This is a genomic window from Capnocytophaga sp. oral taxon 323 (assembly GCF_001278825.1).
GTDB classification, from domain to species: domain Bacteria; phylum Bacteroidota; class Bacteroidia; order Flavobacteriales; family Flavobacteriaceae; genus Capnocytophaga; species Capnocytophaga ochracea.
In genome coordinates this window covers 743,417-767,751 of record NZ_CP012589.1, presented here as the reverse complement: position 1 = coordinate 767,751, position 24,335 = coordinate 743,417, and the positions used below count along the sequence as shown (strand labels likewise).

The 24,335-nt window shown below is 39.3% G+C and carries 24 protein-coding genes and 1 pseudogene; 8 read left to right on the top strand and 17 right to left on the bottom strand.

All coding sequences use genetic code 11. The features are described from left to right. Positions 1-235 precede the first annotated feature (235 nt). From AM608_RS12010 to AM608_RS03375, 6 genes and pseudogenes are all read left to right on the top strand, one after another. A complete protein-coding gene (locus tag AM608_RS12010) occupies positions 236-373 on the top strand; it encodes a hypothetical protein (RefSeq protein WP_157466237.1) in 138 nt (45 codons plus the stop codon). Between the two features lie 172 nt (positions 374-545). Beyond that, positions 546-794 carry a hypothetical protein gene (locus AM608_RS12005; protein WP_157466235.1) on the top strand — a complete coding sequence of 83 codons (249 nt, stop codon included), beginning with the start codon at positions 546-548 and terminating at the stop codon, positions 792-794. Positions 795-1,128: 334 nt separating this feature from the next. Next, positions 1,129-2,721, top strand: coding sequence for a peptide chain release factor 3 (locus tag AM608_RS03390; RefSeq protein ID WP_009419006.1), 1,593 nt, complete (start codon positions 1,129-1,131; stop codon positions 2,719-2,721). A gap of 120 nt (positions 2,722-2,841) precedes the next feature. Then, a pseudogene (locus AM608_RS03385) lies at positions 2,842-3,869 on the top strand (phospholipase A). Between the two features lie 99 nt (positions 3,870-3,968). After that, on the top strand, positions 3,969-4,580 hold the full coding sequence (locus AM608_RS03380) for a TetR/AcrR family transcriptional regulator (RefSeq protein ID WP_172672741.1): 612 nt from the start codon (positions 3,969-3,971) through the stop codon (positions 4,578-4,580). A gap of 168 nt (positions 4,581-4,748) precedes the next feature. Further along, positions 4,749-6,095, top strand: a complete 1,347-nt coding sequence (locus AM608_RS03375) for a TolC family protein (protein WP_053580771.1) — start codon at positions 4,749-4,751, stop codon at positions 6,093-6,095. A 78-nt stretch (positions 6,096-6,173) separates the two neighbouring features. Here the strand turns inward: AM608_RS03375 and AM608_RS03370 are convergent, their stop codons facing one another. The 9 genes from AM608_RS03370 to AM608_RS03330 form a co-directional block, all read right to left on the bottom strand. Continuing rightward, positions 6,174-6,746: a DUF3109 family protein gene (locus AM608_RS03370; protein ID WP_009410352.1), complete on the bottom strand. Its 573-nt coding sequence runs from the start codon at positions 6,744-6,746 to the stop codon at positions 6,174-6,176. Positions 6,747-6,749: 3 nt separating this feature from the next. Further along, on the bottom strand, positions 6,750-7,370 hold the full coding sequence (recR, locus tag AM608_RS03365; protein ID WP_009419002.1) for a recombination mediator RecR: 621 nt from the start codon (positions 7,368-7,370) through the stop codon (positions 6,750-6,752). Positions 7,371-7,385: 15 nt separating this feature from the next. Then, the gene (locus AM608_RS03360; protein WP_053580770.1) at positions 7,386-7,853 is read right to left on the bottom strand and encodes a low molecular weight protein-tyrosine-phosphatase; all 468 of its coding nucleotides are present in this window, start codon (positions 7,851-7,853) and stop codon (positions 7,386-7,388) included. 126 nt (positions 7,854-7,979) lie between these two features. Beyond that, the gene (nadD, locus tag AM608_RS03355) at positions 7,980-8,567 is read right to left on the bottom strand and encodes a nicotinate (nicotinamide) nucleotide adenylyltransferase (RefSeq protein WP_053580769.1); all 588 of its coding nucleotides are present in this window, start codon (positions 8,565-8,567) and stop codon (positions 7,980-7,982) included. Further along, complete coding sequence (gene gmk, locus AM608_RS03350; protein ID WP_053580768.1) at positions 8,564-9,130, bottom strand: guanylate kinase; 567 nt, start codon at positions 9,128-9,130, stop codon at positions 8,564-8,566. The genes nadD and gmk overlap by 4 nt, the downstream gene beginning before the upstream one ends. 31 nt (positions 9,131-9,161) lie before the next feature. Next, complete coding sequence (locus AM608_RS03345) at positions 9,162-10,016, bottom strand: YicC/YloC family endoribonuclease (RefSeq protein WP_053580767.1); 855 nt, start codon at positions 10,014-10,016, stop codon at positions 9,162-9,164. Positions 10,017-10,181: 165 nt separating this feature from the next. Continuing rightward, positions 10,182-11,210: a quinone-dependent dihydroorotate dehydrogenase gene (locus tag AM608_RS03340; protein WP_053580766.1), complete on the bottom strand. Its 1,029-nt coding sequence runs from the start codon at positions 11,208-11,210 to the stop codon at positions 10,182-10,184. Between the two features lie 29 nt (positions 11,211-11,239). Beyond that, complete coding sequence (locus tag AM608_RS03335; RefSeq protein ID WP_053580765.1) at positions 11,240-12,007, bottom strand: alpha/beta fold hydrolase; 768 nt, start codon at positions 12,005-12,007, stop codon at positions 11,240-11,242. Between the two features lie 236 nt (positions 12,008-12,243). Continuing rightward, positions 12,244-13,227, bottom strand: a complete 984-nt coding sequence (locus AM608_RS03330; RefSeq protein WP_053580764.1) for a hypothetical protein — start codon at positions 13,225-13,227, stop codon at positions 12,244-12,246. Between the two features lie 71 nt (positions 13,228-13,298). Between AM608_RS03330 and AM608_RS03325 the strand changes: the two genes are divergently transcribed. After that, positions 13,299-14,048, top strand: a complete 750-nt coding sequence (locus tag AM608_RS03325; RefSeq protein WP_053580763.1) for an SAM-dependent methyltransferase — start codon at positions 13,299-13,301, stop codon at positions 14,046-14,048. Between the two features lie 67 nt (positions 14,049-14,115). Here the strand turns inward: AM608_RS03325 and AM608_RS03320 are convergent, their stop codons facing one another. From AM608_RS03320 to AM608_RS12400, 7 genes are all read right to left on the bottom strand, one after another. Then, positions 14,116-14,463, bottom strand: a complete 348-nt coding sequence (locus AM608_RS03320; protein WP_009410361.1) for a hypothetical protein — start codon at positions 14,461-14,463, stop codon at positions 14,116-14,118. A 140-nt stretch (positions 14,464-14,603) separates the two neighbouring features. After that, the gene (locus AM608_RS03315; RefSeq protein ID WP_053580762.1) at positions 14,604-15,479 is read right to left on the bottom strand and encodes a CPBP family intramembrane glutamic endopeptidase; all 876 of its coding nucleotides are present in this window, start codon (positions 15,477-15,479) and stop codon (positions 14,604-14,606) included. Between the two features lie 4 nt (positions 15,480-15,483). After that, positions 15,484-17,556 (bottom strand): alpha-L-fucosidase, encoded by a 2,073-nt coding sequence (locus AM608_RS03310; RefSeq protein ID WP_053580761.1) that lies wholly within the window; start codon positions 17,554-17,556, stop codon positions 15,484-15,486. A 210-nt stretch (positions 17,557-17,766) separates the two neighbouring features. Further along, entirely contained in the window at positions 17,767-19,044 is a 1,278-nt protein-coding gene (gene bioA / locus AM608_RS03305; RefSeq protein ID WP_002672582.1) for an adenosylmethionine--8-amino-7-oxononanoate transaminase, read from the bottom strand. Continuing rightward, on the bottom strand, positions 19,041-19,670 hold the full coding sequence (gene nth / locus AM608_RS03300; protein ID WP_009421392.1) for an endonuclease III: 630 nt from the start codon (positions 19,668-19,670) through the stop codon (positions 19,041-19,043). The genes bioA and nth overlap by 4 nt, the downstream gene beginning before the upstream one ends. After that, a complete protein-coding gene (rlmD, locus tag AM608_RS03295) occupies positions 19,657-21,072 on the bottom strand; it encodes a 23S rRNA (uracil(1939)-C(5))-methyltransferase RlmD (RefSeq protein WP_053580760.1) in 1,416 nt (471 codons plus the stop codon). Before rlmD ends, nth begins: the two co-directional genes overlap by 14 nt. A gap of 297 nt (positions 21,073-21,369) precedes the next feature. Continuing rightward, the gene (locus tag AM608_RS12400; RefSeq protein WP_053580759.1) at positions 21,370-21,522 is read right to left on the bottom strand and encodes a hypothetical protein; all 153 of its coding nucleotides are present in this window, start codon (positions 21,520-21,522) and stop codon (positions 21,370-21,372) included. Between the two features lie 257 nt (positions 21,523-21,779). Here AM608_RS12400 and recO point away from each other — a divergent pair, with 257 nt between their 5' ends. Then, entirely contained in the window at positions 21,780-22,496 is a 717-nt protein-coding gene (gene recO, locus AM608_RS03285; RefSeq protein ID WP_053580758.1) for a DNA repair protein RecO, read from the top strand. 191 nt (positions 22,497-22,687) lie between these two features. Here the strand turns inward: recO and lpdA are convergent, their stop codons facing one another. Then, positions 22,688-24,085, bottom strand: coding sequence for a dihydrolipoyl dehydrogenase (gene lpdA / locus AM608_RS03280; protein ID WP_002672574.1), 1,398 nt, complete (start codon positions 24,083-24,085; stop codon positions 22,688-22,690). Between the last annotated feature and the right edge of the window lie 250 nt (positions 24,086-24,335).

The window sequence follows — 24,335 nt, the reverse complement described above, 5'->3', positions numbered from 1 at the left end:
TTATCAAATGGATAAATGAGTTTAATACCACAATGCCAAAAATGCCAATAATACCGATTGTTTAATGATTAATGGTTAATTTGGGAGAAGCTTATAGGAAAGACGGTGCGAGCCGCACGGACAGTCGTAGCACGACAGGCAAATAAACAAAAGACGAACAAAATATCCTCACCCCAGTCACATACTCTCCTATTCGGAGACTTCTCCCAAGGAGAGGGAGTGTAGTAACGGAAAAGTGGGACGAACAAAAGACGAACAAAAGACGAACAAAAGACGAACAAAAGACGAACAAAAGACGAACAAAAGACGAACAAAAGACGAACAAAAGACGAACAAAAGACGAACAAAAGACGAACGAATGACGAACGAATGACGAACGAATGACGAACGAATGACGAACGAATGACGAACGAATGACGAACGAATGACGAACGAATGACGAACGAATGACGAACGAATGACGAACGAATGACGAACGAATGACGAACGAATGACGAACGAATGACGAACGAATGACGAACGAATGACGAACGAATGACGAACGAATGACGAACAAAGAACGAACAAAGAACGAACAAAGAACGAACAAAGAACGAACAAAGAACGAACAAAGAACGAACAAAGAACGAACAAAGAACGAACAAAGAACGAACAAAGAACGAACAAAGAACGAACAAAGAACGAACAAAGAACGAACAAAGAACGAACAAAGAACGAACAAAAGACGGTGCGAGCCGCACGGGCAGATGGAGAAAGAACGAACAAATGACGGTGCGAACTGCACGAGCAGATAATGAATAAGCGAAGGAAGGGTGGGGGTACGTTGAGGTTAAGAGGAGGTTTAAATTAAGGTAAAGTGAATTTTTTACTTATTTATGTCTCTTTTTGGAGTTTATTCACTACTTTTGCACCCGATTTTAAAACAAAATATTAGTAAGAATAAAAAGAATCTTATTAATATTCAGTGTGATAGCACTGTTGCTTACAACCTATGGTTGTTCGTATGTAAGCACTTACGAAGAATGTTCGACCAAGAAGGTAACAGCATTAATGATAGTGAACTCGCTACTAATTATACCCTTAAAAAAATAGCAAATTAGCAAATTTGTCAATTAGCAAATTAACTTTATGTCTTTACAACAAGAAATACAAAAACGCCGTACCTTCGGCATCATCTCTCACCCCGACGCGGGAAAGACAACCCTTACCGAAAAACTCTTACTCTTCGGGGGGGCTATCCAAGAAGCTGGTGCGGTGAAATCGAATAAAATAAAGAAAGGAGCTACCTCCGACTTTATGGAGATTGAACGCCAACGTGGGATTTCGGTAGCTACTTCGGTGCTGGCTTTTAACTACAAAGAGCATAAAATAAACATTTTAGATACCCCTGGACACAAGGATTTCGCCGAGGACACCTTTCGCACTCTTACGGCTGTGGACAGTGTAATCGTGGTTATTGACGTTGCCAAAGGGGTGGAAGAGCAAACCGAAAAACTCGTTGAGGTGTGCCGTATGCGCAATATTCCTATGATTGTGTTCATTAATAAGTTAGACCGTGAAGGGAAAGACGCCTTTGACCTGTTGGACGAAGTAGAACAGAAGTTGGGCTTAAAGGTTACTCCGCTGAGTTTCCCCATAGGGATGGGGTATGATTTCAAAGGGATTTACAACATCTGGGAGAAGAATATCAACCTTTTCTCAGGCGACAGTCGTAAGAATATAGAGGAGACTATTGCCTTTAACGATATTAACAGTCCTGAATTAGAGAAGATTATATCCGAACAATCTGCCGAGAACCTCCGTTCCGATTTGGAGTTAGTGTATGAAGTATATCCTAAATTCGATAGAGAAGCCTACCTCAGAGGAGACCAACAACCTGTATTTTTTGGCTCGGCATTGAACAATTTTGGGGTAAGAGAACTCTTGGATTGTTTTGTGGAAATTGCTCCTTCGCCCCGCCCGAAAGCCAGTGAAGAGCGCATCGTAAACCCTGAAGAACCTACTTTTACGGGCTTCGTTTTCAAGATTCACGCAAATATGGACCCTAACCATCGCGACCGTTTGGCGTTTGTGAAAATTGTTTCGGGCACTTTTGAGCGTAACAAACCTTATTTACATACGCGTTTGGGTAAGAAGTTGAAGTTCTCCAGTCCGAATGCTTTCTTTGCCGAAAAGAAAGAAGTAGTGGATATCTCGTATGCGGGGGATATTGTAGGATTGCACGATACGGGGAACTTTAAGATAGGCGATACACTCACCGAAGGTGAAGTATTGCACTTTAAGGGGATACCGAGCTTCTCTCCTGAGCACTTCCGCTACATTAACAATGCTGACCCACTGAAATCTAAACAATTAGAAAAAGGTATCGACCAGCTAATGGACGAAGGGGTGGCACAGCTCTTTAAGTTAGACTTCAACGGTCGCAAAGTAATTGGGACGGTAGGAGCACTCCAATACGAGGTAATTCAGTATCGATTAGAACACGAGTATGGGGCAAAGTGTAGTTATGAAAACTTTCCTATTTATAAAGCTTGTTGGGTAGAGACGCCTGAAAACCCCAAAGATGCTGAGTATCTTGATTTCTTACGCGTAAAACAGAAATTCTTAGCCCGCGATAAGCAGAATCAATTAGTTTTCTTAGCCGACTCAGCTTTCTCTATTGAGATGGTAAAACAAAAATATCCGAACTTAAAGTTGCATTTTACATCGGAGTTTGAGTAAGAAGAAGTATTGATATACATAAAGTATCAGAATAGAAAAAGTTTCCTCATATTAAAATGTAGGAAACTTTTTTTGTTTATAAAGTTTATTTGCTGTACTTTTGCACCCGCAAAAAACAAAATGATGAAATACACTTTATTTATAATGTTCTTGGCTATTGCGACACCTATTTTTTCTCAGGAGGCGGTGAAAGACACATTGCAGGAACTTCCTAAGACAGGAATAAAAGCCGATAGAAGAGCCCAGTTAGAGAGGGCTATTTCTAAGCTATGGGAGCTTGACCGAGAAGACCAGAGAGGTACTTTTAAATTTGTGGATTACTTACCTATAGAAGAGCCCAGTTAGAGAGGGCTATTTCTAAGCTATGGGAGCTTGACCGAGAAGACCAGAGAGGTACTTTTAAATTTGTGGATTACTTACCTATGTACGTAATGCCTTTCCGTTTTACGGATAAACCTACGGAACAACCTATAAGTTTGAACCCTGACCGACCTATACCCGAATGGCGCGACTACCAGCACGTAGAGGTAAAATTTCAAGTGAGCTTAAAAGCTAAGATTATGCAAGATGCTTTTGGGAAGGGTGATGTGTGGGTAGCTTTCACTCAGCAATCGTATTGGCAGATGTACAATGGTGAGCTTTCACGTCCGTTTAGGGAACTGAATTACGAACCAGAATTGATATTTACTTATCCGCTGAACCTCTCGGTGGGGAATTTTAAAGTGAAAATGGCAGGACTATCCGTAAACCACCAATCTAATGGTAAAGAAGCGGCACATTCCCGCAGTTGGAACAGAATTATTTTATCAGGTATTTTCCAATGGAATGACTTAATGGTTAATAGCCGTTTCTGGTGGCGTTTCTCAGAAAAGGCAAGAGAAGATGACAATCCCGATATTGAGAATTATATAGGGCGTTGTGAATTGGGCATTGCTTACCCCTTCCGTAAAAGTGTTTTTAATTTGCGAGTGAGGAATAATTTAAATTTTAATCATAATCGCGGACACGTAGAGCTGAACTGGGTATATCCGCTGAGTCGCGACCTGCGTATTTTGTTGCAAGCCTCTCACGGTTATGGTGATTCTCTTATCGATTACAATTACAAACAAACTATTGTGGGAGTAGGCTTTACTTTCTTGAGTCTTTAAACAGATAAGAAGTAAGAGGTAAGAGGTAATAATGGAAACTTTTTTTGTTTATTAAGTTTTTTTGTTATACCTTTGCCCCCGAATTTAAAGATGAGAGAGATGAAAGAAGATATTGTAAAACGTGCCTTAAACGACTTTATGCAGTATGGGTTTAAAACCTTTACTATGGATGATTTGGCTAACAAATGGGGGATGTCTAAAAAGACGCTTTACGAGTATTTTCCCTCTAAACAAGATTTAGTAGATGCTTGTTTAGATTATGCCTTAGAAATGAGTTGTACAAATGTAACTACTTTTGTACAAGGGGAAGGTTCAGTGATAGAAAATGTATACCGCAACCAAAAAAAGGTTCAAGAAGTTTTCAATATCAATAGTGACCGCCCTATTTGGGAATTGCAAAAGTACTATCCTAAAACATACGAACGTATGGAAAGTGAGTTCGCTAAAACTGATGGACTTTTTATAGATAAACTCTTAGAAAAAGGTTGGCAAGAAGGACTTTTTAGAAAAGATATCAATGTGAACTTCTATAAGGTTTTCTATACTAGTGTACAACGTCTCCGTTCTATAACTCATACTTTCCCTGAAAGAGAATTTCCCTTCTGGGAAACTATCTATACTATTTTAGAGTACTTTTTTAGGATACTTGTCAATGAAAAAGGGCTAAAAGAATTGGAACGAGTGCTTGAGGAGGTAAAAGATAAAAGGTAAAAGGTTAATTTAATACTATAATACTAAAAATGCCAATAATACCAATCATCAGAGGTGAAAAAGTAAGGTCAGCGAGAGAAGGGTATCTGAATAAATAAAGTAAAAAGAAGTTACAACAGAATTAAAAGGACAATATAAATAAGCCTATTAATAGGCAATACAATTATTATGAAAAAAATCATTACGAGTGCTTTGTTGTGCCTTAGTGTTATGAGCTTTGCACAACAAAAAGAATTGACTTTAAAAGACGCTATTCGTTATGCTTTAGAGAATAAAGCGGATGCTGAGAAAGCGCGATTGGAAGTAACCAAAAGCGAATACAAAATACAAGAAGTACGCGCTAATGCACTGCCTAATATTTCGGCTTCGGGCGGTATGGTGTACAACCCTAAGTTACAAGCTACTTATATTGATGCCAGCACTTTTCCTTTCCCGGGTATGTCCGCAAGTAATGAGCCTATAAAGATGGAAATGGGGCAAAAATGGTCGGCTAATGCTGAAGCAAAACTTACCCAAGTGTTGTTTAATCAAACGGTGTTTATGGGCTTGAAAGCGGCTCGTACGACACGTGAGTTTTATATGCTTAACCAACAGCTTACCGAGAATGAAATCATTGAAAAAGTAGCACAAGCCTACTACCAAGTATACCAAACCCGACAAACATTAGAAAATATAGAAAGTAATTTGGCTCTTACCGAGAAGACGGCTAATGTTGTAAAAGGGTTAAACCAATCGGGGTTGTCAAAGAAAATAGACGTTGACCGCACTACTGTGGCTGTAAATAATCTCAAATCGGCACGCCAACAAGCCCTTAATGGAGTACAACTCTCGGAGAACGCGCTTAAATATATGATAGGTATGCCGATGAGTGAAGTAATTACTTTGCCTAAAGAAGGCTTTGAAGCTAATTACGATTTGGCTTTTGAGAAAGGTAATAGCAATACTCGTATAGAGTTACAAGTACTAGAAAAGCAAAAGCAACTCCTTGACCTCAATACCAAAGTACAACGTGCAGCACTTTATCCATCATTAGCGTTGCAGGCTACTTATGGTTATTTGAGTATGGGACCTAAAACACCGATTATTTACGGCAAAAAAGATAAAGTGTACGGAGCTGACTATTCGGCTATTACATTGGGAGTGAATATACCTATATTTTCGGGTTTCGGTACACGTGCTAAGATACGCCAAGCACAGATAGAAAGTCAAGCGCTTGAAGCGACCCTTAAAGACACCCGTTTGGCAATGGATTTGGCTTATGAGAATGCCCACAGTCAGCTTACTAATAACCTTCTTACTATAGATTCGCAAAAGGAGAATGTAAAGCTTGCAGAAGAGGTATTGCTCAACACCCAAAACAACTACCAACAAGGTTTGGCTTCCCTTACAGATTTATTGGAAGCAGAACGCTCTTTATCGGATGCTAAGAACAATTACACCAATGCTTTGTTGGACTACAAATTAGCAGAAATACAGTTGCTAAAATCACAAGGGAAGTTAGAGACAATGAAGTAAGAAATCCCATAATATCTATATAAGAAAGAGACAGTACAATATTAAAAGTACTGTCTCTTTTATTTTGTTATTTGTACGTTACTTTTTCAAGTGCTCAGCTATAAGCTCTAATTCTTGGTACCACTCTTCTCCAAACTTTCTAATAAGAGCCTCTTTTACGAATTTGTAGATAGGCACTTGTAACTTTTTACCCAAGACACAAGCATCATCGCATATAGGACTCCAACGATGGTAATTGACTGCTGTGAAGGAACTGTACTCTTGTAATCGTATAGGATATAGGTGACACGATATAGGTTTCTTCCAGTCTATCTTTTTATCGTTATATGCTTGCTCGATAGCACAAAGAGCCCAACCTTTTTCATTGCGTACTACATAAGCACATTCGCCTCCATTGATGAGAGGAGTTTCCCATTCGCCGTCTTCTCCTTTGATGTATACTCCTTGTTCCTCAATAGCTGTACGACCTTCCTCGGTAAGGTAAGGAGCTACTTCGGGATAAATGCGCTTCATCACTTTTAGTTCGCTTTCTTCTACGGGTGCTCCTGCATCACCTTCTATACAGCAAGCACCTTTACAAGCATTGAGATTGCATACAAAATCGCAATCTATGATATCTTCCGAAATAATGGTATTGGCTACTTGTATCATATTTTAAACGGCTTTAATAGCTTTTTCAAAAGGAATGCGCTGAGTAATACTTCTGCCCAAAGTTACCTCATCAGTATATTCGAGTTCGCCTCCTACGGCTATGCCTCGGGCAATGGTAGAAATGGTGATATGGTAAGGCTCTACTTGTTTGTAAATATAGAAATTGGTAGTATCGCCCTCCATTGTATTGCTCAGAGCGAGGATTAACTCAGTTACTTTACCTGTCTTTACTTTTTCTATCAGTGAGGCAATGTGTAGATTGGAAGGAGCAATGCCATCAATAGGGGATATTTTGCCTCCTAAGACGTGATACTGACCAAAGAATTGCCCTGTGTTTTCTATTGCCATTACATCTCTAAAATCTTCTACAACACAAACGACTCCCGTATCACGCATAGGGTTAGCACATATCTCACATAAATCTACATCGGAGATGTTGTGGCAGTTTTTACAATACTGTATATGGGTACGTAAAGCCACAATAGCTTGTGCCAATTGTAGTGATTGCTCTTCGGGTTGTTTGAGCAGGTGCAAGGCTAAACGCAAAGCCGTACGTTTGCCTATACTAGGCAATTGTGCTATTTCGTAGACGGCGTTTTCTAAGAGTTTAGATGAGAAGTCCATTTTAGGAGATAGTAGTTAGGGGTTAGGAGATAGTTTGTGAGCAACTTTTGTGCAAGCCTTGTCAATAAGCTGATAGACGTTTTCGAAATCAGCTTCTGTGCCGTAATAAGGGTCGGGGATTTCGTGTTGTGTCATTCCACCCAAAGCATCAGCTAAGAAATGTACTTTAGCACGCTCTTTTTCGTTCTTAGCAAGCCGGATAACGTTTTGGTAATTGCTTTTATCCATTACGAAAATATAATCGAAAAGGGCAAAATCTTTGGCTGAGAACTGACGACCTCTAAGCATAGAGATATCTACTCCGTGTTTTTTGCCAGAGGCGATAGAACGAGTGTCAGGAGCATCGCCTACGTGATAGTTGGCGGTACCAGCTGAATCTACTTCAAAGTTATCGGAAGGGAGTTTGCTCCTCATCAAGCCTTCGGCTAAAGGAGAACGGCAAATATTGCCTAAGCAAACCATTAGTATTTTCGTTTTTTTCATATATTAAAAGAGATAAGGCTTACGCCTTAGAAATTAAACAAAGAGATTATTGGTTTTGACTTAGCCAAAGTGTGAAACTTTGGATAAGTGTGTGACGCAAAAATGTTAGTTGTTACTTGTCAATTGTTAATTGAAATAGAGTCCTAATTTATCAATGTATTGCCATACTTTTTCGGGGAGGAGCGGGCGTATATTGCGTCCAGCTTTGATTTCTTCACGGATAAAGGTGGCTGAGAGTTCGATGATAGGGGCGGGTACACGGGTGATATGCGGGTGCTCAGTTAAAGCTTCGGGCACTGTACCTTCTGAAATACGAGGATAGACATAAATAGGGTAATTTGCTAAAATATGCTCGTAGTTCTTCCATTTGTGAAAGCTTTTTAGGTTGTCTTCCCCCATAATTAGGGCAAAGTTAGTATTAGGGTGTTTTTCCTCTAAATAGGCTAAGGTATTAACTGTGTAATTAGGTTGTGGCAAGTGAAACTCGATGTTTGAGGCGCGTAACTTGGGATAGCTCTCTATTGCCAAATTGACCATTTCCAATCGCAAGTGGTTGTCTAATAACGATTGTTTTTCTTTAAACGGATTTTGAGGTGTTACCACAAACCACAGTTCGTTCATTGCACTGTGCTCTACCAAATGATTGGCGATAATGAGATGCCCTATATGAATAGGGTTAAACGAGCCAAAGAATAAGCCTATTTGTTTTTTCATCGGTTGATAAAATCGGTTACTATGCGCTCAGCCTCTTGTAGGGCTTGTTGTAGATTATCGTTTTTGATAATCATATCAAACTGGTGAGCAGTTGCCATTTCTTGTTCGGCTTTGTTGAGACGCATTTGTATTTTCTCCTCTGTTTCAGTCTTACGGTTGCGCAAGCGCTCTTCTAAGGCAATAAGGCTTGGCGGTTCAACAAATACTGCTAAGGTTTGTTCTGGATATTGTTGTTTGAGGCGGAGACCTCCTGCGACATCAATATCGAATATCACATTCTTTCCCTTTGCCCATAGGCGTTCTACTTCTGATTTTAATGTGCCGTAATAACAACCTGTGTATACCTCTTCCCATTCCATAAATTCGTTGTGCTGAACACGTTTTTTGAATTCATCAGCAGAAAGGAAATAGTATTCTTTGCCGTGTTGTTCTTCACCACGAGGTGTACGAGAAGTAGCCGAAATAGAAAAGGCTAAGTTTAGTTTTTTGAGCGAGAGTAAATGTCTCACTATGGTAGTTTTGCCGCTCCCAGAAGGAGCTGAGAAAATAATTAGTTTGTTCATTTTTTAATTAGCAAATTGGTAAATTAGCAGGTTATAATACGTTTAGAACTTGTTCTTTAATCTTTTCGAGTTCGTCTTTCATTTGGACTACTAACTGTTGCATAGGGGCGAAGTTAGCTTTTGAACCTAAGGTATTGATTTCTCTGCCTATTTCTTGTGCAATAAAACTCAATTTACGTCCGTTAGAATCTTCGCTGTGAAGGGTTTCGAGAAAATAGTCTAAGTGTTTTTTGAGTCGGATTTTTTCTTCTGTGATGTCCAATTTTTCTAAGTAGAAAATGAGTTCTTGCTCAAAGCGGTTGGCGTCTACACTCTGGATATCAGCTACCGCTTTTTCCAAGCGTTCGCGAATGAGCGCTAAGCGTTCACTGTCGAGAGCTTGTACCTCTTGCAGTAAGCTATCGATGTTACTAATACGCAAAACGAAGTCTTTTTCTAAAACTTTACCTTCTTGAATGCGGAAGGTTTGCAAATCGGTAATGGCAAGGCTGATATGTTCGAAAATAGCTGAAAGTTCTTCTTCGGAAACGCTTTCGGTAGTGGTTTGTAAGGCATCGGGCATACGTACTGCCATTTTTAGCAGTTCGGTAAGGTCACCATCAACAATAGTACGCATTTGCTCGATATAGGATTTTACGATATTAGGATTGATTTTAGAGGGCGTTTGTGTGCCTGTATTTTCTACAAAGATACTAAAATCTACTTTTCCGCGTAAGAGTTGCTCGGCAATGAGTTTACGGAAATCGAGTTCTTTTTCGCGATACGCTTGCGGAATACGTGTATTGATATCAATACTCTTACTGTTTAGGGATTTGATTTCTATACTAATATGTTTATCGGTGAGAGATAGTACGCTCTTGCCAAAGCCTGTCATTGACTGTATCATAATATCGTTTTTGAAAATAAGTGCAAAGGTATAAAATAATTAGTAATTGACAATATTTGTGAGGTGAGTATGTTTATAAATTTTCATCAAGACTTTTATTTCATCAATGCGTTTGGTTTGTATCGGTGAATTAAGAATCGCAAATAACAAATAACGAAAATAATGCTAATGTTGGTTAGAATTAGCAATTAGTTGTTTATTAATGCGCTTTATAAGACCTGCACCTTCGTAAATGAAACCTGTATAGAGCTGGATAAGTGAGGCTCCTGCTTCTAACTTTTCGAGGGCATCGGTTTCACTAAATATTCCTCCAACGCCAATGATGGGAAATGCGTGGTTGCTCTTTTCACTTAGAAAACGTATTACCTCAGTGGAGCGATTTTTTAGAGGTTTCCCACTAAGTCCGCCGGTTTCTTTTTGATTATCGGATACTAACCCTTCTCTACCAATAGTGGTGTTGGTAGCTATTACGCCTGCAATATGAGTTTCTTGTACGATTTCGATGATATCTGACAGTTGTTCGTCGGTAAGGTCAGGGGCGATTTTTAAGAGGATAGGTTTAGGGTTTTTATGGGTTAGGTTTGTATTTTGCAAAGTGCTTAAAAGCTGTTTTAGAGGTTCTTTTTCTTGTAATGTACGCAAATTTGGAGTATTGGGTGAACTTACATTTACTACAAAATAATCGACATAATTAAAGAGTTGTTCAAAACAAATCAGGTAGTCGTTTACCGCTTCTTCATTTGGGGTGGTTTTATTTTTACCAATATTTCCTCCTATCAGTACATTGGTATTCTTTTTAAGGCGCTTTACAGCAGCTTCAACTCCTTCGTTGTTAAAGCCCATACGGTTTATAATTCCTTGGTCTTCTATGAGTCTGAACAATCGCTTTTTGGGGTTCCCCAGTTGTGGTTTAGGGGTAATGGTTCCGATTTCGATAAAACCAAAACCTAAATTGGCTAACTCTTTGTACAATTTAGCATCTTTATCTAAACCTGCGGCTAACCCTATGGGATTTTTGAAGTGTAGCCCAAAGACTTCGCGATGTAGAGAAGGGTGTTCCACATTGTATATTTTGCGAATGAGCAAAGGCACTAAGGGGATTTTGTGAATAAACTTTAAGTATTTAAATGTAAAGTGATGAGCTTTCTCGGGGTCGAGACTGAAAAGGAATGGGCGAATGAATAGCTTATACATATCTTGGAATTTGAGAAAGAGGGTTAAGATTAGGGTTGTGCCATAAAGTTGCGCAAGGCTTCTATGGTCTCGGCTTCGTTTTCAATATATACTAAATGTCCGCCTGAAAGCAAGGTGTAGCTTGCACCTGCTTTTTGGGCTAATGCTATCAAACTATCGGAAGGGATAAGAGCGTCTTTTTTACCCATAATGATATGCTTTTTAGCGGTTAGTTGTTCGAATAGTTCAGTGCGGTCGGGGCGTTGTTTCATTCCTAAGGAAGCTGCTTTGATACCTTCGTTAGGGGTATGCATTGCTATATCGATTAGTTTGTTGAGCGCGGGCTTCATCAGCGTTTTGTTTTCATCGCTAAATAGGTTTGTAACGGCAGTGCGCACGAAGAGTTCTTTTTCTTCATCGATTACTTTTAGCACTCGGTCTCTATTTACTTTTTTCTCTGGAGAATCGGGTAGGGTAGTGGAGTTTAACAATACTATTCCTTCTACTTTTTTGGGGAATAATTCGGCAAAAGCTAAGGCTACATACCCACCCATTGAGTGCCCCACGATGGTGCAATGTTCTATTTCTTCTTTTAGTAAGATATCGTTTACTTGGCTTGCCATCATTTCCATTGTGTGTACTGGGGCGATAGTGGGGGTCTGCCCGTGCCCTAAAAGGTCGATAGATAGTGTGAAATATTCGGTAGAGAGAGCTTTAGTAATAGGTTGCCATATAGTATGATCTTCTAAAAAGCCGTGAAGGAAGACAATTATCTTATTCTTTCTTTTCCCTTCTTTTTGATAAAAAGACTGTTTCATTGTGATAATTAGTTTGTTAGGTGCTTTTTTGGGTTTGTTTTGCTGTTGTTGTAAGAGCTTGATAGTTAAGGGATAGATATAGAAAGCTTATAGGAAGCTTATGCGAATCTTGGACGATAGATATAGAAAAGCTATACAAATGATATAAGATAGTAATCCCTATTCTAATTTCGTTTTATATAAGATATATTTCGTTTTGAGAGATAAGGTGCTTTTTAGAGCTGTTTAATAGGAGGTTATTCTCTTGGAAAAGAGGTGTTTAGTAGTCGTTCTTTACTCAGTACGACGCCTCCTTCGTCAGCTCCTTGTCCGCCTGCGTAGTTTACCCAATTAACGGTTTTCCAATGAGGGGCAACAGTAACGATGCGAGTAGAGCCAAAAGCCATATAGTAAGTAGTTTTAATGCCTTCGTGGCGGACGTCCATACCAGCTTGTATGCCTACTTTGGCGTTGGGGGTACTTGGGTCGAGACGTACCTCTACTTGCATATATACGCCTTCGACTTTGCTAGGGGTGAACTCTCCCACAGGTTTCATAAGTTTAGAACCAAAGTGGTTTACTAATATTTTGGCATCATACCATTTGCCGTCGTATTTTCCTGATTTGGCAATAGGGATAGTGGAATAGTTTTTTTCTTGTATTACTTTAATCTTCCCATTGCCTGCTTCTGTTACGATATCTTTATAATATGTAGCCGCCCACGTGATAGGGGCTTGGTCGGTAATATCAGTTTCAGGAAAATGAATTCTCCGCCATACATTTTCACCTTTGTAAAGCACGTAGAAGCGGAAGTTTTTTACATTTATCAAAGCGTTAGGGTTCTGATTGTTTTTTTCAGAAAATAGCACCCCCCAAAGGTTGTACAATTCAAAATATCGGTTTTCGTTGGGGTACTTGCAGTAACCTTCTTTGCCATAAATTCCCCAATAACAACTTTTATAAATGATTTTGTTGTGATTAAGAGACGCAAAATTTAAGGCAGCCCCGATGGATATGTTACCTCCTTTTTCGAACAATCTCTTGGAAGTATTACTATAACCATTGAAAATGAAGGGGGTGTTGTCACTAAAATTTGTGTCGTGCCCTGCTTCGGTATTGCGCATAGCTTGTTGTAGCATTTGTTGGGAATGCTCAGAAAGGCTATTGCTGTTGCTGTCTTTATTACAGCTTATCAGTGTAATAGCGGAAAAAATGATACTATAAGAGAGAATGTTTTTCATTTGTTGTGATTATAGATTGTTGAGATATACGCGACAAAGGTACAAATAATTAATCATTTAATACTATAAGTATGATGAAAAAAATATACCTTTGCAATCTGTTAGTAATGTTGATACAAACAACGATGGGAAATATTTATTTAATACCGAACTTATTAGGGGGTGTTGCTCTTGATGTATTGCCAGCACAGGTGACAAATGTAGTGCAATCACTTACTTATTTTGTAGTAGAAAACGAAAAGTCGGCAAGGAAGTTTATCAAGCTCGTTACTCCGGACAAGGTGCAAGCAGATTTAAAAATAGTTGTGATAGATAAGCACCATCAGGATACTGACTATCAGAGTTTTTTAACCCCTTGTATGGAAGGACACTCAATAGGGATTATCTCGGAGGCAGGTTGCCCAGGGATAGCCGACCCAGGAGCTGATATTGTGCGGGTGGCTCACCAAAAAGGAATGAAGGTGATTCCGCTGGTAGGACCTTCTTCGCTGTTATTGGCAATGATGGCGAGTGGACTTAATGGGCAGAATTTTGCTTTTAACGGATATCTCCCTATTGATAAACAAGAGCGAAAGAAGGCACTTAAAACCTTAGAGCGCAAAGCACGAGAAGGACAGTCGCAACTATTTATAGAAACGCCTTACCGCAATAAGCAGATGCTTACTGACTTGATAGAGACATTACAAGCTAATACTCTTTTGTGCGTGGCTTGTGATATTACACTTCCTACAGAAGAAATTAAAACACTCCCTGTACATCGTTGGAAGAAAACGAATATTGATGTGCAGAAGAGACCTACTATTTTTATTATAGGGAGCTGAAATGATATGTAACTTTATAGAAAAAGGCTATCTGAGATTCTTCTCAGATAGCCTTTTTTGTAAATTCTTATTGTACTGGCATTGAAGAAACAGCTGCCGCTGTTGCAAAAACAGTAGCTAAAAGAATAAGGATAACAAGCCCAATTAAAGAGAGCACAAGCCCTGCAATGGCTAATCCTTTAGGAGTTTTAGTAACACCTATACCTGAAAGGACAAGTCCTAAAAGCCAGATAATCCACCCTAAAACAGGAACCCAACCTAAGAATACAGCTATTAAAGCTAATACAAAACCAGCAGTGCCTATTCCGTTGCTCTTAGAGGAGTTTTGGATAATGATGGTTGGGTTGTTTTCTTTAGCAGTTTGCTGTTCTTGAGAAACAGATTGCTCTTGTGTTGAAGTTGTATTTTCTTCCATAAAAAACTGAAAATTAAAATTACTCCCTACTCTGTTAAAGGCTTTTCGGGGTGTCGCCTTTTGCTATTTAAAATCGGTTGCAAAGATATGAAATATTATGATATGAAGGAAATTATTTTAACAAAAAATTAAGTTTTCTTTTATAACAAGTGTTTTTTCCACTCTTTCCAATGGTATTTCTTGGCGTAGATATACAATAAAAGAGGAAAGCAGAACAATAGAGGAGCCCATACACTGAAGCCTAAAGAGGGTTCTGAGACATCACGCAAGACGGAAGGAACTTGGAAAACTGTCCAGTCGGAAGTTACTAAAAGAGCTGTAAAAAGGTTGTTGGCGGTGTGAAACCCTAAGGCTAACTCTAAGCCATCGTCCATTAAGGTAGTGATACCTAAGAACAAGCCTGTACCTGTGTAATAGATAAGCAAGCTGTATCCTAATTTTTCTACCTCGGGGTTGGCAATGTGCATTAGTCCGAAGGTGATAGAGGTAAAAAGCAAAGGAAACCACGCATTGCGCATAACAAGTCCTAAGCCTTGCATTAGGTAGCCACGAAAGAATATTTCTTCAAAAGCGGTTTGCAAAGGAATGAACAGCACTACTATCACGAGTAGTTTTAAGAAGGGTATCCACTGAAAATTCCAAATATAATCATCGGGGTTAAAAAATAAGTAGTCGATACAAGTTATGCCTATGGTTACGCCTCCCCACAACAAGAAAGCAAACCAAAAACGCTTCCAACTGATACGAGGTCGCGCCGTAATAAGTGCTACCAAAGGCTGGCGATGTATGAATTTCACCCATAGTAACAATAACCCTAAGAAGACAGCAAAGACAACTAAGTTCTGAAACAAGAATTGTAATTCTCCTTTTTGGGCAATTTCCGACTGTATAAGTGCAGAAGTATCAAAAAACTGTGCTGCTAAAAAGTTCAACCCTGTAAAAGCAAAGAACAGGGTTGGAACTATAATGTAAAGCCATTTAGGGCTCTGTGATAATCTTCCGTTTTTAAGATACATAGCTTTATTGTGTAATGATTCCTATTTCGGCATACGATACTCTATTGGTATCATCTACAGTTTTGGTAGCGGTAAGCTTGATATAACGGGCTTTCTCGGCAGGGAAGGTAATGCGTTGTTCAATAGGATTGTTCTTGATATTCCCAAATTCTCCCTCACTTAGCTTCTTCCAATGAACATTATCAGTACTCACTTCAAAAATATAATGACTGATAGTGCCTTCAGCCCAGCGGTCTTGTGAAGGCAAATAGGTAAATCCTTTTAGGTTTAACAGCTCTCCCAAATCAATAGTAATGGCAGTGGGTGTATTGCCCTTTTCTTGAGCAAACCACGTATTAGGTTTCTCATCAATTACTTTCTGAATATCAGAGGAAGCAGAAGATAACACTTTCCACTTTGCTTTTGGGGTATCCAATGCGTAAGAAGCTACTTCACTGTACAATTGCTGCTTGCCGTCATAGGCTACAAATTTTAAAGAAGTAGGCTGAGTAACAGGGAAAGGAGTTGTATAGCGCAACGACTGTTCAGTAGGCTGACTGCCGTCTAAAGTATAATAAATTTCAGTTTCGGTATCAGCGGGAGTGAGGGTTACTTGACCATTCTTATCACGAGAAAGCTGAGGAGTTACCAATAACACAGGTGCATTGTATAACCCTATATTGCTAATCAATGGCGAACCTTTAGCTTCTAAAACTGTGAAACGAACCTTAGTAGCTGTTACTGATGGGAAGCGTAGTAATCGCTTGTAGCCAATAGTTGTTTGTTCATCTATAGTTTTCCATTTGCCATCTTTTTGGTATTCTAATTTAAACTTCTTTACACGTTGCCCCAATGGGATATACTCTTGTGCCATAAAGCGGTTGAAGGTAGTAGGCTTGGTAAAGTTTAGTTCTATAGAAGCTTCTGTTACTCCTTCGTCGGTTGTCCAATAGGTGTTTTTATCACTATCGGTAGTTTTTTCAGCTTTAAATTGCTTGTTATTTTTACGAATATTAGAAGCCGTTACAGAGGCTTCAGTTACGAGGTTATGTGCAAAATCTGCTTCTATAACTTTTTTGAGTTCCATAAGTCTCTTGATGTCATTTTCGTGTACTAAGCCACGTCTATCCACGGGGAGATTGAGTAATAAGTTGTAACCGCGACCTACTGAAGCGTAGTATATGTCTACCATTTTTTCTAATGGACGCACTTGGTGGTCTTCTCGTGCGTGGTAATACCAACCTGGGCGAATAGATACATCAGCTTCGGCAGGAATCCAATTTACGCCATTTTCATCGCCTTCACCCAAATGATGTAAGTGGTCTTTTCCTTGTAAAGAAGGGTTAGAGGTAAAAGGATTCCAGTTAGTAGGAGTACCAAAGCCTTTTTCATTACCTATCCAGCGAATATCCGGGCCTTCATCACCAAAGATAGTAGCATTAGGCTGCAATTCGCGTACTATGGCAAATGTTTTATCCCACTGATAATAAGTATGAGCATCAATAGTACGAGTTTCGTTAGCTCCACCGTAATAACCTGAACCACCGTTGGCACCGTCAAACCATACTTCAAATATTTCACCGTAATTGGTAAGCAATTCTCGTAGTTGGTTATGGAAATAGGTAACGTAGGCTTCTCTGCCATACTCAGCGTGGTTTCTATCCCAAGGTGATAAATATACTCCAAATTTAAGTCCTGCTTTGTGGCAGGCTTCTGAAAGCTCTTTTATAACATCGCCTTTGCCGTTTTTCCAAGGAGAGTTTTTTACAGAATGCTCGGTGTACTTTGATGGCCATAAGCAGAAACCATCGTGGTGCTTAGCCGTGATAATAACACCTTTCATACCAGCGTCTTTAATCACTTTTACCCACTGATTTACATCTAACTCAGTAGGGTTGAATAAAACAGGGTCTTCGCCACCTGTGCCCCATTCCATATCGGTAAAGGTGTTCATATTAAAGTGGATAAAAGCATAATATTCCATCTCGTGCCACGGCAACTGACGTGCGGAAGGAATAGCTCCCACTGACTTGGGTGCTTCAATACTTTTGCAAGCCACCATACATAAAGTGGTGGCTAATAAGACTAATTTTTTCATTGTATACAGTATTTAAACTTCTTTGTTATAAAGTTTTCATAAGTGGTGCAAAGATATAGAATATTTTCTTACTATCAAAATAAAATTCTAAAGATTGTATCTCGTACTAATATCTCAATAAAATTATTTTAACTTTTCTCTTGTGTTACTAAATAAAAAAGAGACTATTCTCTTATGAAAATAGTCTCTTAAATGTGTTTTTCTCTTCTCTTACTGATTAGAGAACTTCTGTATTGCTTCTTCTAAAACATCGTACACTCGGTCTAATTGAGCATCTGTGATGATGTAAGGGGGCAAAATGTAGATAATATTTCCCACCGGACGCAGTATTACGCCTTCTGAGATGAAGAAGTTGTACAGTTTATCCCTGAATGAGCCGTAGTAGTCAGTATTTTGAGAGGTTTTGAGGTCGAATGCCAAAATAACACCTAAGGTACGTGCATTCTCTACCGATGGATATTTCGCAATACGGGCTAAAAACTCCTGATGACGGCGTGCAATACGTTTTAAGTTGGCTTGCATTTCGTCACTTTCCAATATGCGAATAGCTTCTAAGGCAATCGCACAGCCCGTGGGGTTTGCTGTAAAGGTATGTCCGTGGAAAAGAGCTTTGTTCACGTCTTCACTGTAAAAACCGTCAAATATCTCTTGGGTAGCAGTAGTTACTGCAAGCGGAATCGTTCCTCCTGTAAGAGCTTTCGATAAGCACATAATATCGGGTTTATGAGTAAGATAGTCCGAAGCAAAAGTGCGTCCTGTACGCCCAAAGCCTGTCATTACCTCGTCGGCAATGGTAATCACACCATTTTCTTGTGCTATATGAATCAGCTTGTCTAAGGCTTCTGGTTCATAGATTTGCATTCCTGAGGCTCCTTGTACTAAGGCCTCAAATATAAAGGCGGCAGGGTGATGTTCGGCAATCACTTCTTTTAGTTTTTTAGCAGCTGCATCGCTTCCTTTTTTGGGTAACGGTATGCGCACTACTTTCAACAAGTGTTCTTTAAAAGCATCAGTAAAGAATGAAATACCCGAAGCTGCCATAGCGGCAAAGGTATCTCCGTGAAATGCATCTTCAAAAGCAACTACCGTAAAGCGTTTCTCGCCTTTATTGAAAAAGTACTGTAACGCCATCTTGATACCTACTTCCACTGCCGTCGAACCGTTGTCCGAGAAGAATACTTTCTGTTGGTTTTTAGGCAGGATACTGATAAGCTTTTCAGCAAGCTCTACCGCAGGTCGGTGTGTAAAGCCACCAAAGAGTACGTGCTCTAACTGGGTGAGTTGTTTGTAGGCAGCTTGGGCTAATCGCTCGTTGCTATGCCCATAGGGGTTCACCCACCAACTGGCAATGGCATCTATGTATTCTTTGCCGTCCTCGTCCCAAAGGAGAGCATCTTTTCCTTTCACAATTCCGATAGGTTTGGCAGCCGTTTGATGTTGGGTATACGGGTGCCACAAATGTTTTTCGTCTCGCTGTTGTAAATTCATTTTTTCGATTGTATAATGGTTTTGGTTATAATATCTTTTTCCATATTCCAGCCTCTCGCCGGACTGTATTCGCGCCCGTACAAGATGATTTGCACGTGCAGTTTGTTCCATTTTTCTTTGGGGAAGAGTCGTTTGGCATCTTTCTCCGTTTGCACTACCGAACTACCGTCGGAAAGCTTCCAGCGGTGCATCAGTCGGTGTATATGGGTATCAACGGGGAAGGTCGGAATGCCAAAGGCTTGTGCAAGAACAACGCTGGCAGTTTTATGTCCTACTGAGGGGAGAGCCTCTAAAGCCTCAAAGGTTTGAGGAACTTCGCCGTTGTATTTGTCTATAAGTATTTGGGAAAGCCCGTGAATACCTTTAGATTTCATAGGGGCAAGCCCTAAGGGTTTGATAATCTCCTGTATTTCGTCTACCGAAAGTAGTACCATATCATACGGATTGTCCGCTTTGCTAAATAGAATAGGCGTGATTTGGTTCACCCGTGCATCGGTAGTTTGTGCCGATAAGAGTACGGCTATCAGTAGCGTATAAGGGTCTTTGTGTTGTAGGGGTATAGTAATTTCAGGATAGATACTTTCCAGTGTATCGATGATAAAGTTTACTTTTTCAGCTTTTTTCATTTCTCTTTTCTAATAAAACAACATTCTCTACGTGGTAGGTTTGTGGAAACATATCCACGGGCTGAACTTTGGTCACTTTATAAGTTACATCAAGCAAGGAAAGGTCTCGCGCTTGCGTTGCACTATTGCAACTTACATATACTATCTTTTTGGGGGCTATTTGAAGAATTTTAGCTACTACATCTTTGTGCATACCGTCGCGAGGAGGGTCGGTGATAATCACATCAGGGGTGCCGTTTTCTTCTATAAAAGTGTCGTTGAAAATGTTTTTCATATCTCCCACGTAAAAAGTAACATTCTCAATACCATTGGCAAAAGCATTGTCTTTGGCATCTGCTATAGCCTCTGGTACAGCTTCTACCCCTATCACTTTTTTCGCTTTTTTGGCTACAAACTGCGCAATAGTGCCCGTTCCCGTATAAAGGTCGTACACTAATTCATCGCCCTTTAAATCGGCAAAGTTACGAGCTACTTGGTACAGCTTGTACGCTTGTGCCGAGTTAGTTTGGTAAAACGACTTGGCATTGATTTTAAATCGCAACCCTTCCATTTCCTCATAAATACAGTCAGTACCTTTATAGCAAATAAGTTCTTGGTCATAAATAGCATCGTTGCCTTTGCTATTGATACAGTATTGCAAAGAGGTAATCATCGGGAATGTCTCTGCAATATGGTCGAGGAGCAGTGTAATTTTAGGGTCGTTGCGGAAGAACTGTATCATTACCATTATTTGCCCAATGGAGCTAATGCGTATCATCATAGTACGCAATAAGCCTGTTTGTTGCCTCGGACTGTAAAAAGGCATTTCGTTCGCCAAGGCAAAACGCTTTATCTCCAAGCGTATCGCGTTAGAAGGGTCGGCTTGCAAGTAACATTTGTCTATGTCTAAAATCTTGTCCCAAGCTCCTGCTATGTGAAAACCTAAGGCATTCCGATTGTCTATTTCGTCGGCTTTCTTAATTTCATCGGGAGTAAGCCAGCGCATATCCGAAAAAGAAAACTCCATTTTGTTGCGGTAGTAATAAGTCTCGTCAGAGCCTATGATAGGCATCACAGCAGGAATTTCTATCCTACCCAATCGTACTAAGTTGTTTTCTACTTCTTTCTGCTTGTAAAATAGCTGACTTTGGTAGTTCATATCTTGCCATTTGCAACCGCCACAATAGCCGAAGTGAGAACATACGGGCGTTACTCGTTGCTCTGATAGTTGGTGATATTTAGTTACAAAACCTTCATAATAAGCCGATTTCTTCTTGGTGGTCTGCACATCTACTACATCACCAGGAATAGCGTTACTTATAAATATCACACGTCCGTCAGGGGCTTTAGCAATGCTTTTGCCTTTGGCTCCTGCATCAATCACGGTTACATTTTCAATGGTTATATGCTTATTTTTGCTCATTATGGGTGCAAAGGTACAAAATAATTGCGAATTACAAATGCTCTCATTATATTCAAACTCCCTCCAAGATTCTCCAATATTTCCACTAACCTACTAATTTCCTAATGATTCCTTCTTCTTTCCGTCATACTTCCCCCTATTGCCTATGGCCTAATGCCTAGTGCCTTTTCTCTTTCTTTCGCCTCGAAACCCCGTTTTTAACATTTTTAGCCTTGTTGTATTGTATTATGAATCAACTTTTTATATACCCTTTCTATACCAATCGTCCAAGATTCGTATAAGCTTCCTATAAGCTCTCTATAAGCTAACCCCACCCTCCTTACACCCTTTTTTCACCAAAAATCCTTTCAACTCACTTTTTATATTTTTCGTTTTCCTCCGATAACTCAGACCAGTCCAATATGTCCGACAAGTCAGACCCGTCAAAAAACCTTTTTTATCACTACCCATTTGCTAATTTCCAAATTTCCTAATTCTCTAATTTTCTATGCCCGTCGTGCTACGACCTTTGCCAAAGTTAATGTTCCAAAAAGTTACTTCACAAGGCACAGCCTCATTCCTCTAACTCAAGCTCGTACCCCATTTACTAATTCTCTAATTTTCTCATTTTCTCATTGGTATTATTGGCGTTACCTTTCATTTATATCATCAATTACGTCCTATTGAAGTCTTTTTTGTATTTTTGCAACGCTATTTATAGAAGAAATATGTACGATAAAGTCCGAGCCATAGTTATTTCAAGCCTCAAATACAGTGATAACAGTCTTATAGTGAAGTGTTTTACTCAAACGATGGGTACTCGTAGCTATTTGTTACAAGGCGTTTTAGCACAGAAGAAAGGGAACTTAAAAACAGCCCTTTTTCAGCCTTTTATGCTGTTAGAACTGGTGGCTACCCATAAAAATAACGGTACGTTAGGACGTGTAAAGGAAGCTAAGATAGCCGTCCCTTATTACTCGTTACATACTGATATGTATAAGAGTGCTGTAAGTATGTTTCTTTCTGAAGTATGTGCTTTTGTTTGCACATCTGAAGCTCCCGATGAAGAAATGTTTTTGTTTTTAGAACAGAAGCTCCTCTTTTTTGATAGAAACGACTTCTCTGCCAATTTTCACTTAAAGTTTCTGCTTGATATCACTCGCTATCTCGGCTTTTACCCCGATACCACTCACGAGCATTTGCCCTCCTTTTCGTTGGAAGACGGCATTTTCAGTACTACCGATGAAAGCAAATACACCATTACAGGCGCTACCTTGTTGCTATTCAAAACCCTCCTACACACCGATTATCATCAGTTGTCAACCGTTAAAAGCAATAAGAACGAGCGTAATGCATTGCTTTTTCAACTGCTTAAATACTACGAATGGCACTTCCCCAGTTTTAGACAAATAAAATCATTAGAGGTGCTACAAACGCTCTTTTAGCACTATTTTAACATAATACAATGCTGTTTTTTACTCCCACACTTAGCTAAAGTTTTAAACTTAGCCAAAGTTAATCATAACTAACAGTCTGTTAGATTTCTTATCTCAAATTTCCACTAATAAAAAAACTCCAAGTAAAATCTTTTTTACTTGGAGTTTCTTGCGTTTATGAATTTATTGGAACAAAAATATTAAATGTCGATAGCTTCACCATAAGCAGCTGCTACTGCTTCTTTTACACCTTCGCTCATTGTAGGGTGTGGGTGTACCGCTTTGATGATTTCGTGTCCTGTAGTTTCCAACTTACGAGCTACTACCGCTTCAGCAATCATATCAGTAACGCCGGCGCCAATCATATGGCAACCTAACCATTCGCCATATTTAGCATCAAAGATTACTTTTATAAAGCCTTCAGTAGTACCCGCTGCATTTGCTTTTCCTGAGGCAGTGAATGGGAACTTACCTACTTTTATTTCATAGCCTTTTTCTTTAGCTTGTTTTTCGGTCAGACCTACTGAAGCAATTTCAGGAGTGCAGTAAGTACAACCAGGAATATTACCATAGTTAAGTGGTTCTACGTGCATTCCTTTAATCTTTTCAACGCAAATAATACCTTCTGCTGAAGCTACGTGAGCTAAGGCTTGACCAGGAACTACGTCACCAATAGCGTAATAGCCAGGAACATTAGTTTGGTAGAACTCGTTTACTTGAATTTTATCGCGTTCAGTTTTGATACCTACCGCTTCCAAACCGATATTTTCAATATTTGTTTTGATACCTACGGCTGAAAGCAAGATATCAGCTTCTAAAACTTCTTCGCCTTTGGCTGTTTTCACAAATGCTTTTACACCTTTTCCAGAAGTATCTACTTTGGTTACCTCAGCCGAAGTCATAATATTGATACCTGATTTTGTAAGGCTCTTTTCTAATTGTTTAGAGATATCCTCATCTTCCACAGGAACAATGTTAGGCATAAACTCTACGATGGTTACTTCAGTACCCATAGCGTTATAGAAGTAAGCAAACTCAATACCGATAGCCCCACTACCTACTACAATCATTTTCTTAGGTTGCTCAGGGAGCGTAAGTGCTTGGCGGTAACCGATAATTTTCTTGCCGTCTTGAGGTAAAGCAGGCAACTCGCGTGAACGTGCTCCAGTAGCAATAATAATGTGGTCAGCACTGTATTCAGTTACTTTGCCATCTTTATCTTTTACGTCTACTTTCTTGCCAGCTTTTAGGGTACCATAGCCCATTATCACATCTATTTTGTTCTTTTTCATCAAGAACTGCACCCCTTTGCTCATTGTAGCAGCTACCTCGCGGCTACGTTTGATAACCGCATAAAAATCTTTGTCAAAAGACTCTTTTTTTACGGTGATACCATAGTTCTCAGCGTGCTTTAGGTATTCAAACACTTGCGCTGATTTTAACAAAGCTTTCGTAGGAATACAACCCCAGTTCAAACAAATACCACCGAGGTTTTCTTTTTCAATAACAGCGGTTTTAAACCCTAATTGAGAAGCGCGAATGGCAGTAACATACCCACCAGGACCACTTCCTAATACAATAACGTCGTATTTACTCATTTCTTTTAAAATTTATCAAGTTTGATATTAGGCTACAAAGTTACGAATAATATTTTGAATAAAAACTATTTTAATCACTTTTTTATTTATATGTAATTTTATATGTTTGAATAATAGCTATTTAAATCCTGATTGTCCGAAGTAAATGAGATTTACTTTATTGAAGTCTAAAAATCATAAAAACTCTAAAATCATTGCGTTTTTTTCAAAGTTTTATTACCTTAAAAAAGCAATTAGTATTCAGTTTTCT

Excerpts from the sequence above, each read along its gene's own strand:
- AM608_RS12005 (WP_157466235.1), top strand. The coding sequence starts at position 546 with ATGACGAACAAAGAACGAACAAAGAACGAACAAAGAACGAACAAAGAA.
- AM608_RS03390 (WP_009419006.1), top strand. The coding sequence starts at position 1,129 with ATGTCTTTACAACAAGAAATACAAAAACGCCGTACCTTCGGCATCATC.
- AM608_RS03380 (WP_172672741.1), top strand. The coding sequence starts at position 3,969 with ATGAAAGAAGATATTGTAAAACGTGCCTTAAACGACTTTATGCAGTAT.
- AM608_RS03375 (WP_053580771.1), top strand. The coding sequence starts at position 4,749 with ATGAAAAAAATCATTACGAGTGCTTTGTTGTGCCTTAGTGTTATGAGC.
- AM608_RS03370 (WP_009410352.1), bottom strand. The coding sequence starts at position 6,746 with ATGATACAAGTAGCCAATACCATTATTTCGGAAGATATCATAGATTGC.
- recR (WP_009419002.1), bottom strand. The coding sequence starts at position 7,370 with ATGGACTTCTCATCTAAACTCTTAGAAAACGCCGTCTACGAAATAGCA.
- AM608_RS03360 (WP_053580770.1), bottom strand. The coding sequence starts at position 7,853 with ATGAAAAAAACGAAAATACTAATGGTTTGCTTAGGCAATATTTGCCGT.
- nadD (WP_053580769.1), bottom strand. The coding sequence starts at position 8,567 with ATGAAAAAACAAATAGGCTTATTCTTTGGCTCGTTTAACCCTATTCAT.
- gmk (WP_053580768.1), bottom strand. The coding sequence starts at position 9,130 with ATGAACAAACTAATTATTTTCTCAGCTCCTTCTGGGAGCGGCAAAACT.
- AM608_RS03345 (WP_053580767.1), bottom strand. The coding sequence starts at position 10,016 with ATGATACAGTCAATGACAGGCTTTGGCAAGAGCGTACTATCTCTCACC.
- AM608_RS03340 (WP_053580766.1), bottom strand. The coding sequence starts at position 11,210 with ATGTATAAGCTATTCATTCGCCCATTCCTTTTCAGTCTCGACCCCGAG.
- AM608_RS03335 (WP_053580765.1), bottom strand. The coding sequence starts at position 12,007 with ATGAAACAGTCTTTTTATCAAAAAGAAGGGAAAAGAAAGAATAAGATA.
- AM608_RS03330 (WP_053580764.1), bottom strand. The coding sequence starts at position 13,227 with ATGAAAAACATTCTCTCTTATAGTATCATTTTTTCCGCTATTACACTG.
- AM608_RS03325 (WP_053580763.1), top strand. The coding sequence starts at position 13,299 with ATGATGAAAAAAATATACCTTTGCAATCTGTTAGTAATGTTGATACAA.
- AM608_RS03320 (WP_009410361.1), bottom strand. The coding sequence starts at position 14,463 with ATGGAAGAAAATACAACTTCAACACAAGAGCAATCTGTTTCTCAAGAA.
- AM608_RS03315 (WP_053580762.1), bottom strand. The coding sequence starts at position 15,479 with ATGTATCTTAAAAACGGAAGATTATCACAGAGCCCTAAATGGCTTTAC.
- AM608_RS03310 (WP_053580761.1), bottom strand. The coding sequence starts at position 17,556 with ATGAAAAAATTAGTCTTATTAGCCACCACTTTATGTATGGTGGCTTGC.
- bioA (WP_002672582.1), bottom strand. The coding sequence starts at position 19,044 with ATGAATTTACAACAGCGAGACGAAAAACATTTGTGGCACCCGTATACC.
- nth (WP_009421392.1), bottom strand. The coding sequence starts at position 19,670 with ATGAAAAAAGCTGAAAAAGTAAACTTTATCATCGATACACTGGAAAGT.
- rlmD (WP_053580760.1), bottom strand. The coding sequence starts at position 21,072 with ATGAGCAAAAATAAGCATATAACCATTGAAAATGTAACCGTGATTGAT.
- AM608_RS12400 (WP_053580759.1), bottom strand. The coding sequence starts at position 21,522 with ATGGGTAGTGATAAAAAAGGTTTTTTGACGGGTCTGACTTGTCGGACA.
- recO (WP_053580758.1), top strand. The coding sequence starts at position 21,780 with ATGTACGATAAAGTCCGAGCCATAGTTATTTCAAGCCTCAAATACAGT.
- lpdA (WP_002672574.1), bottom strand. The coding sequence starts at position 24,085 with ATGAGTAAATACGACGTTATTGTATTAGGAAGTGGTCCTGGTGGGTAT.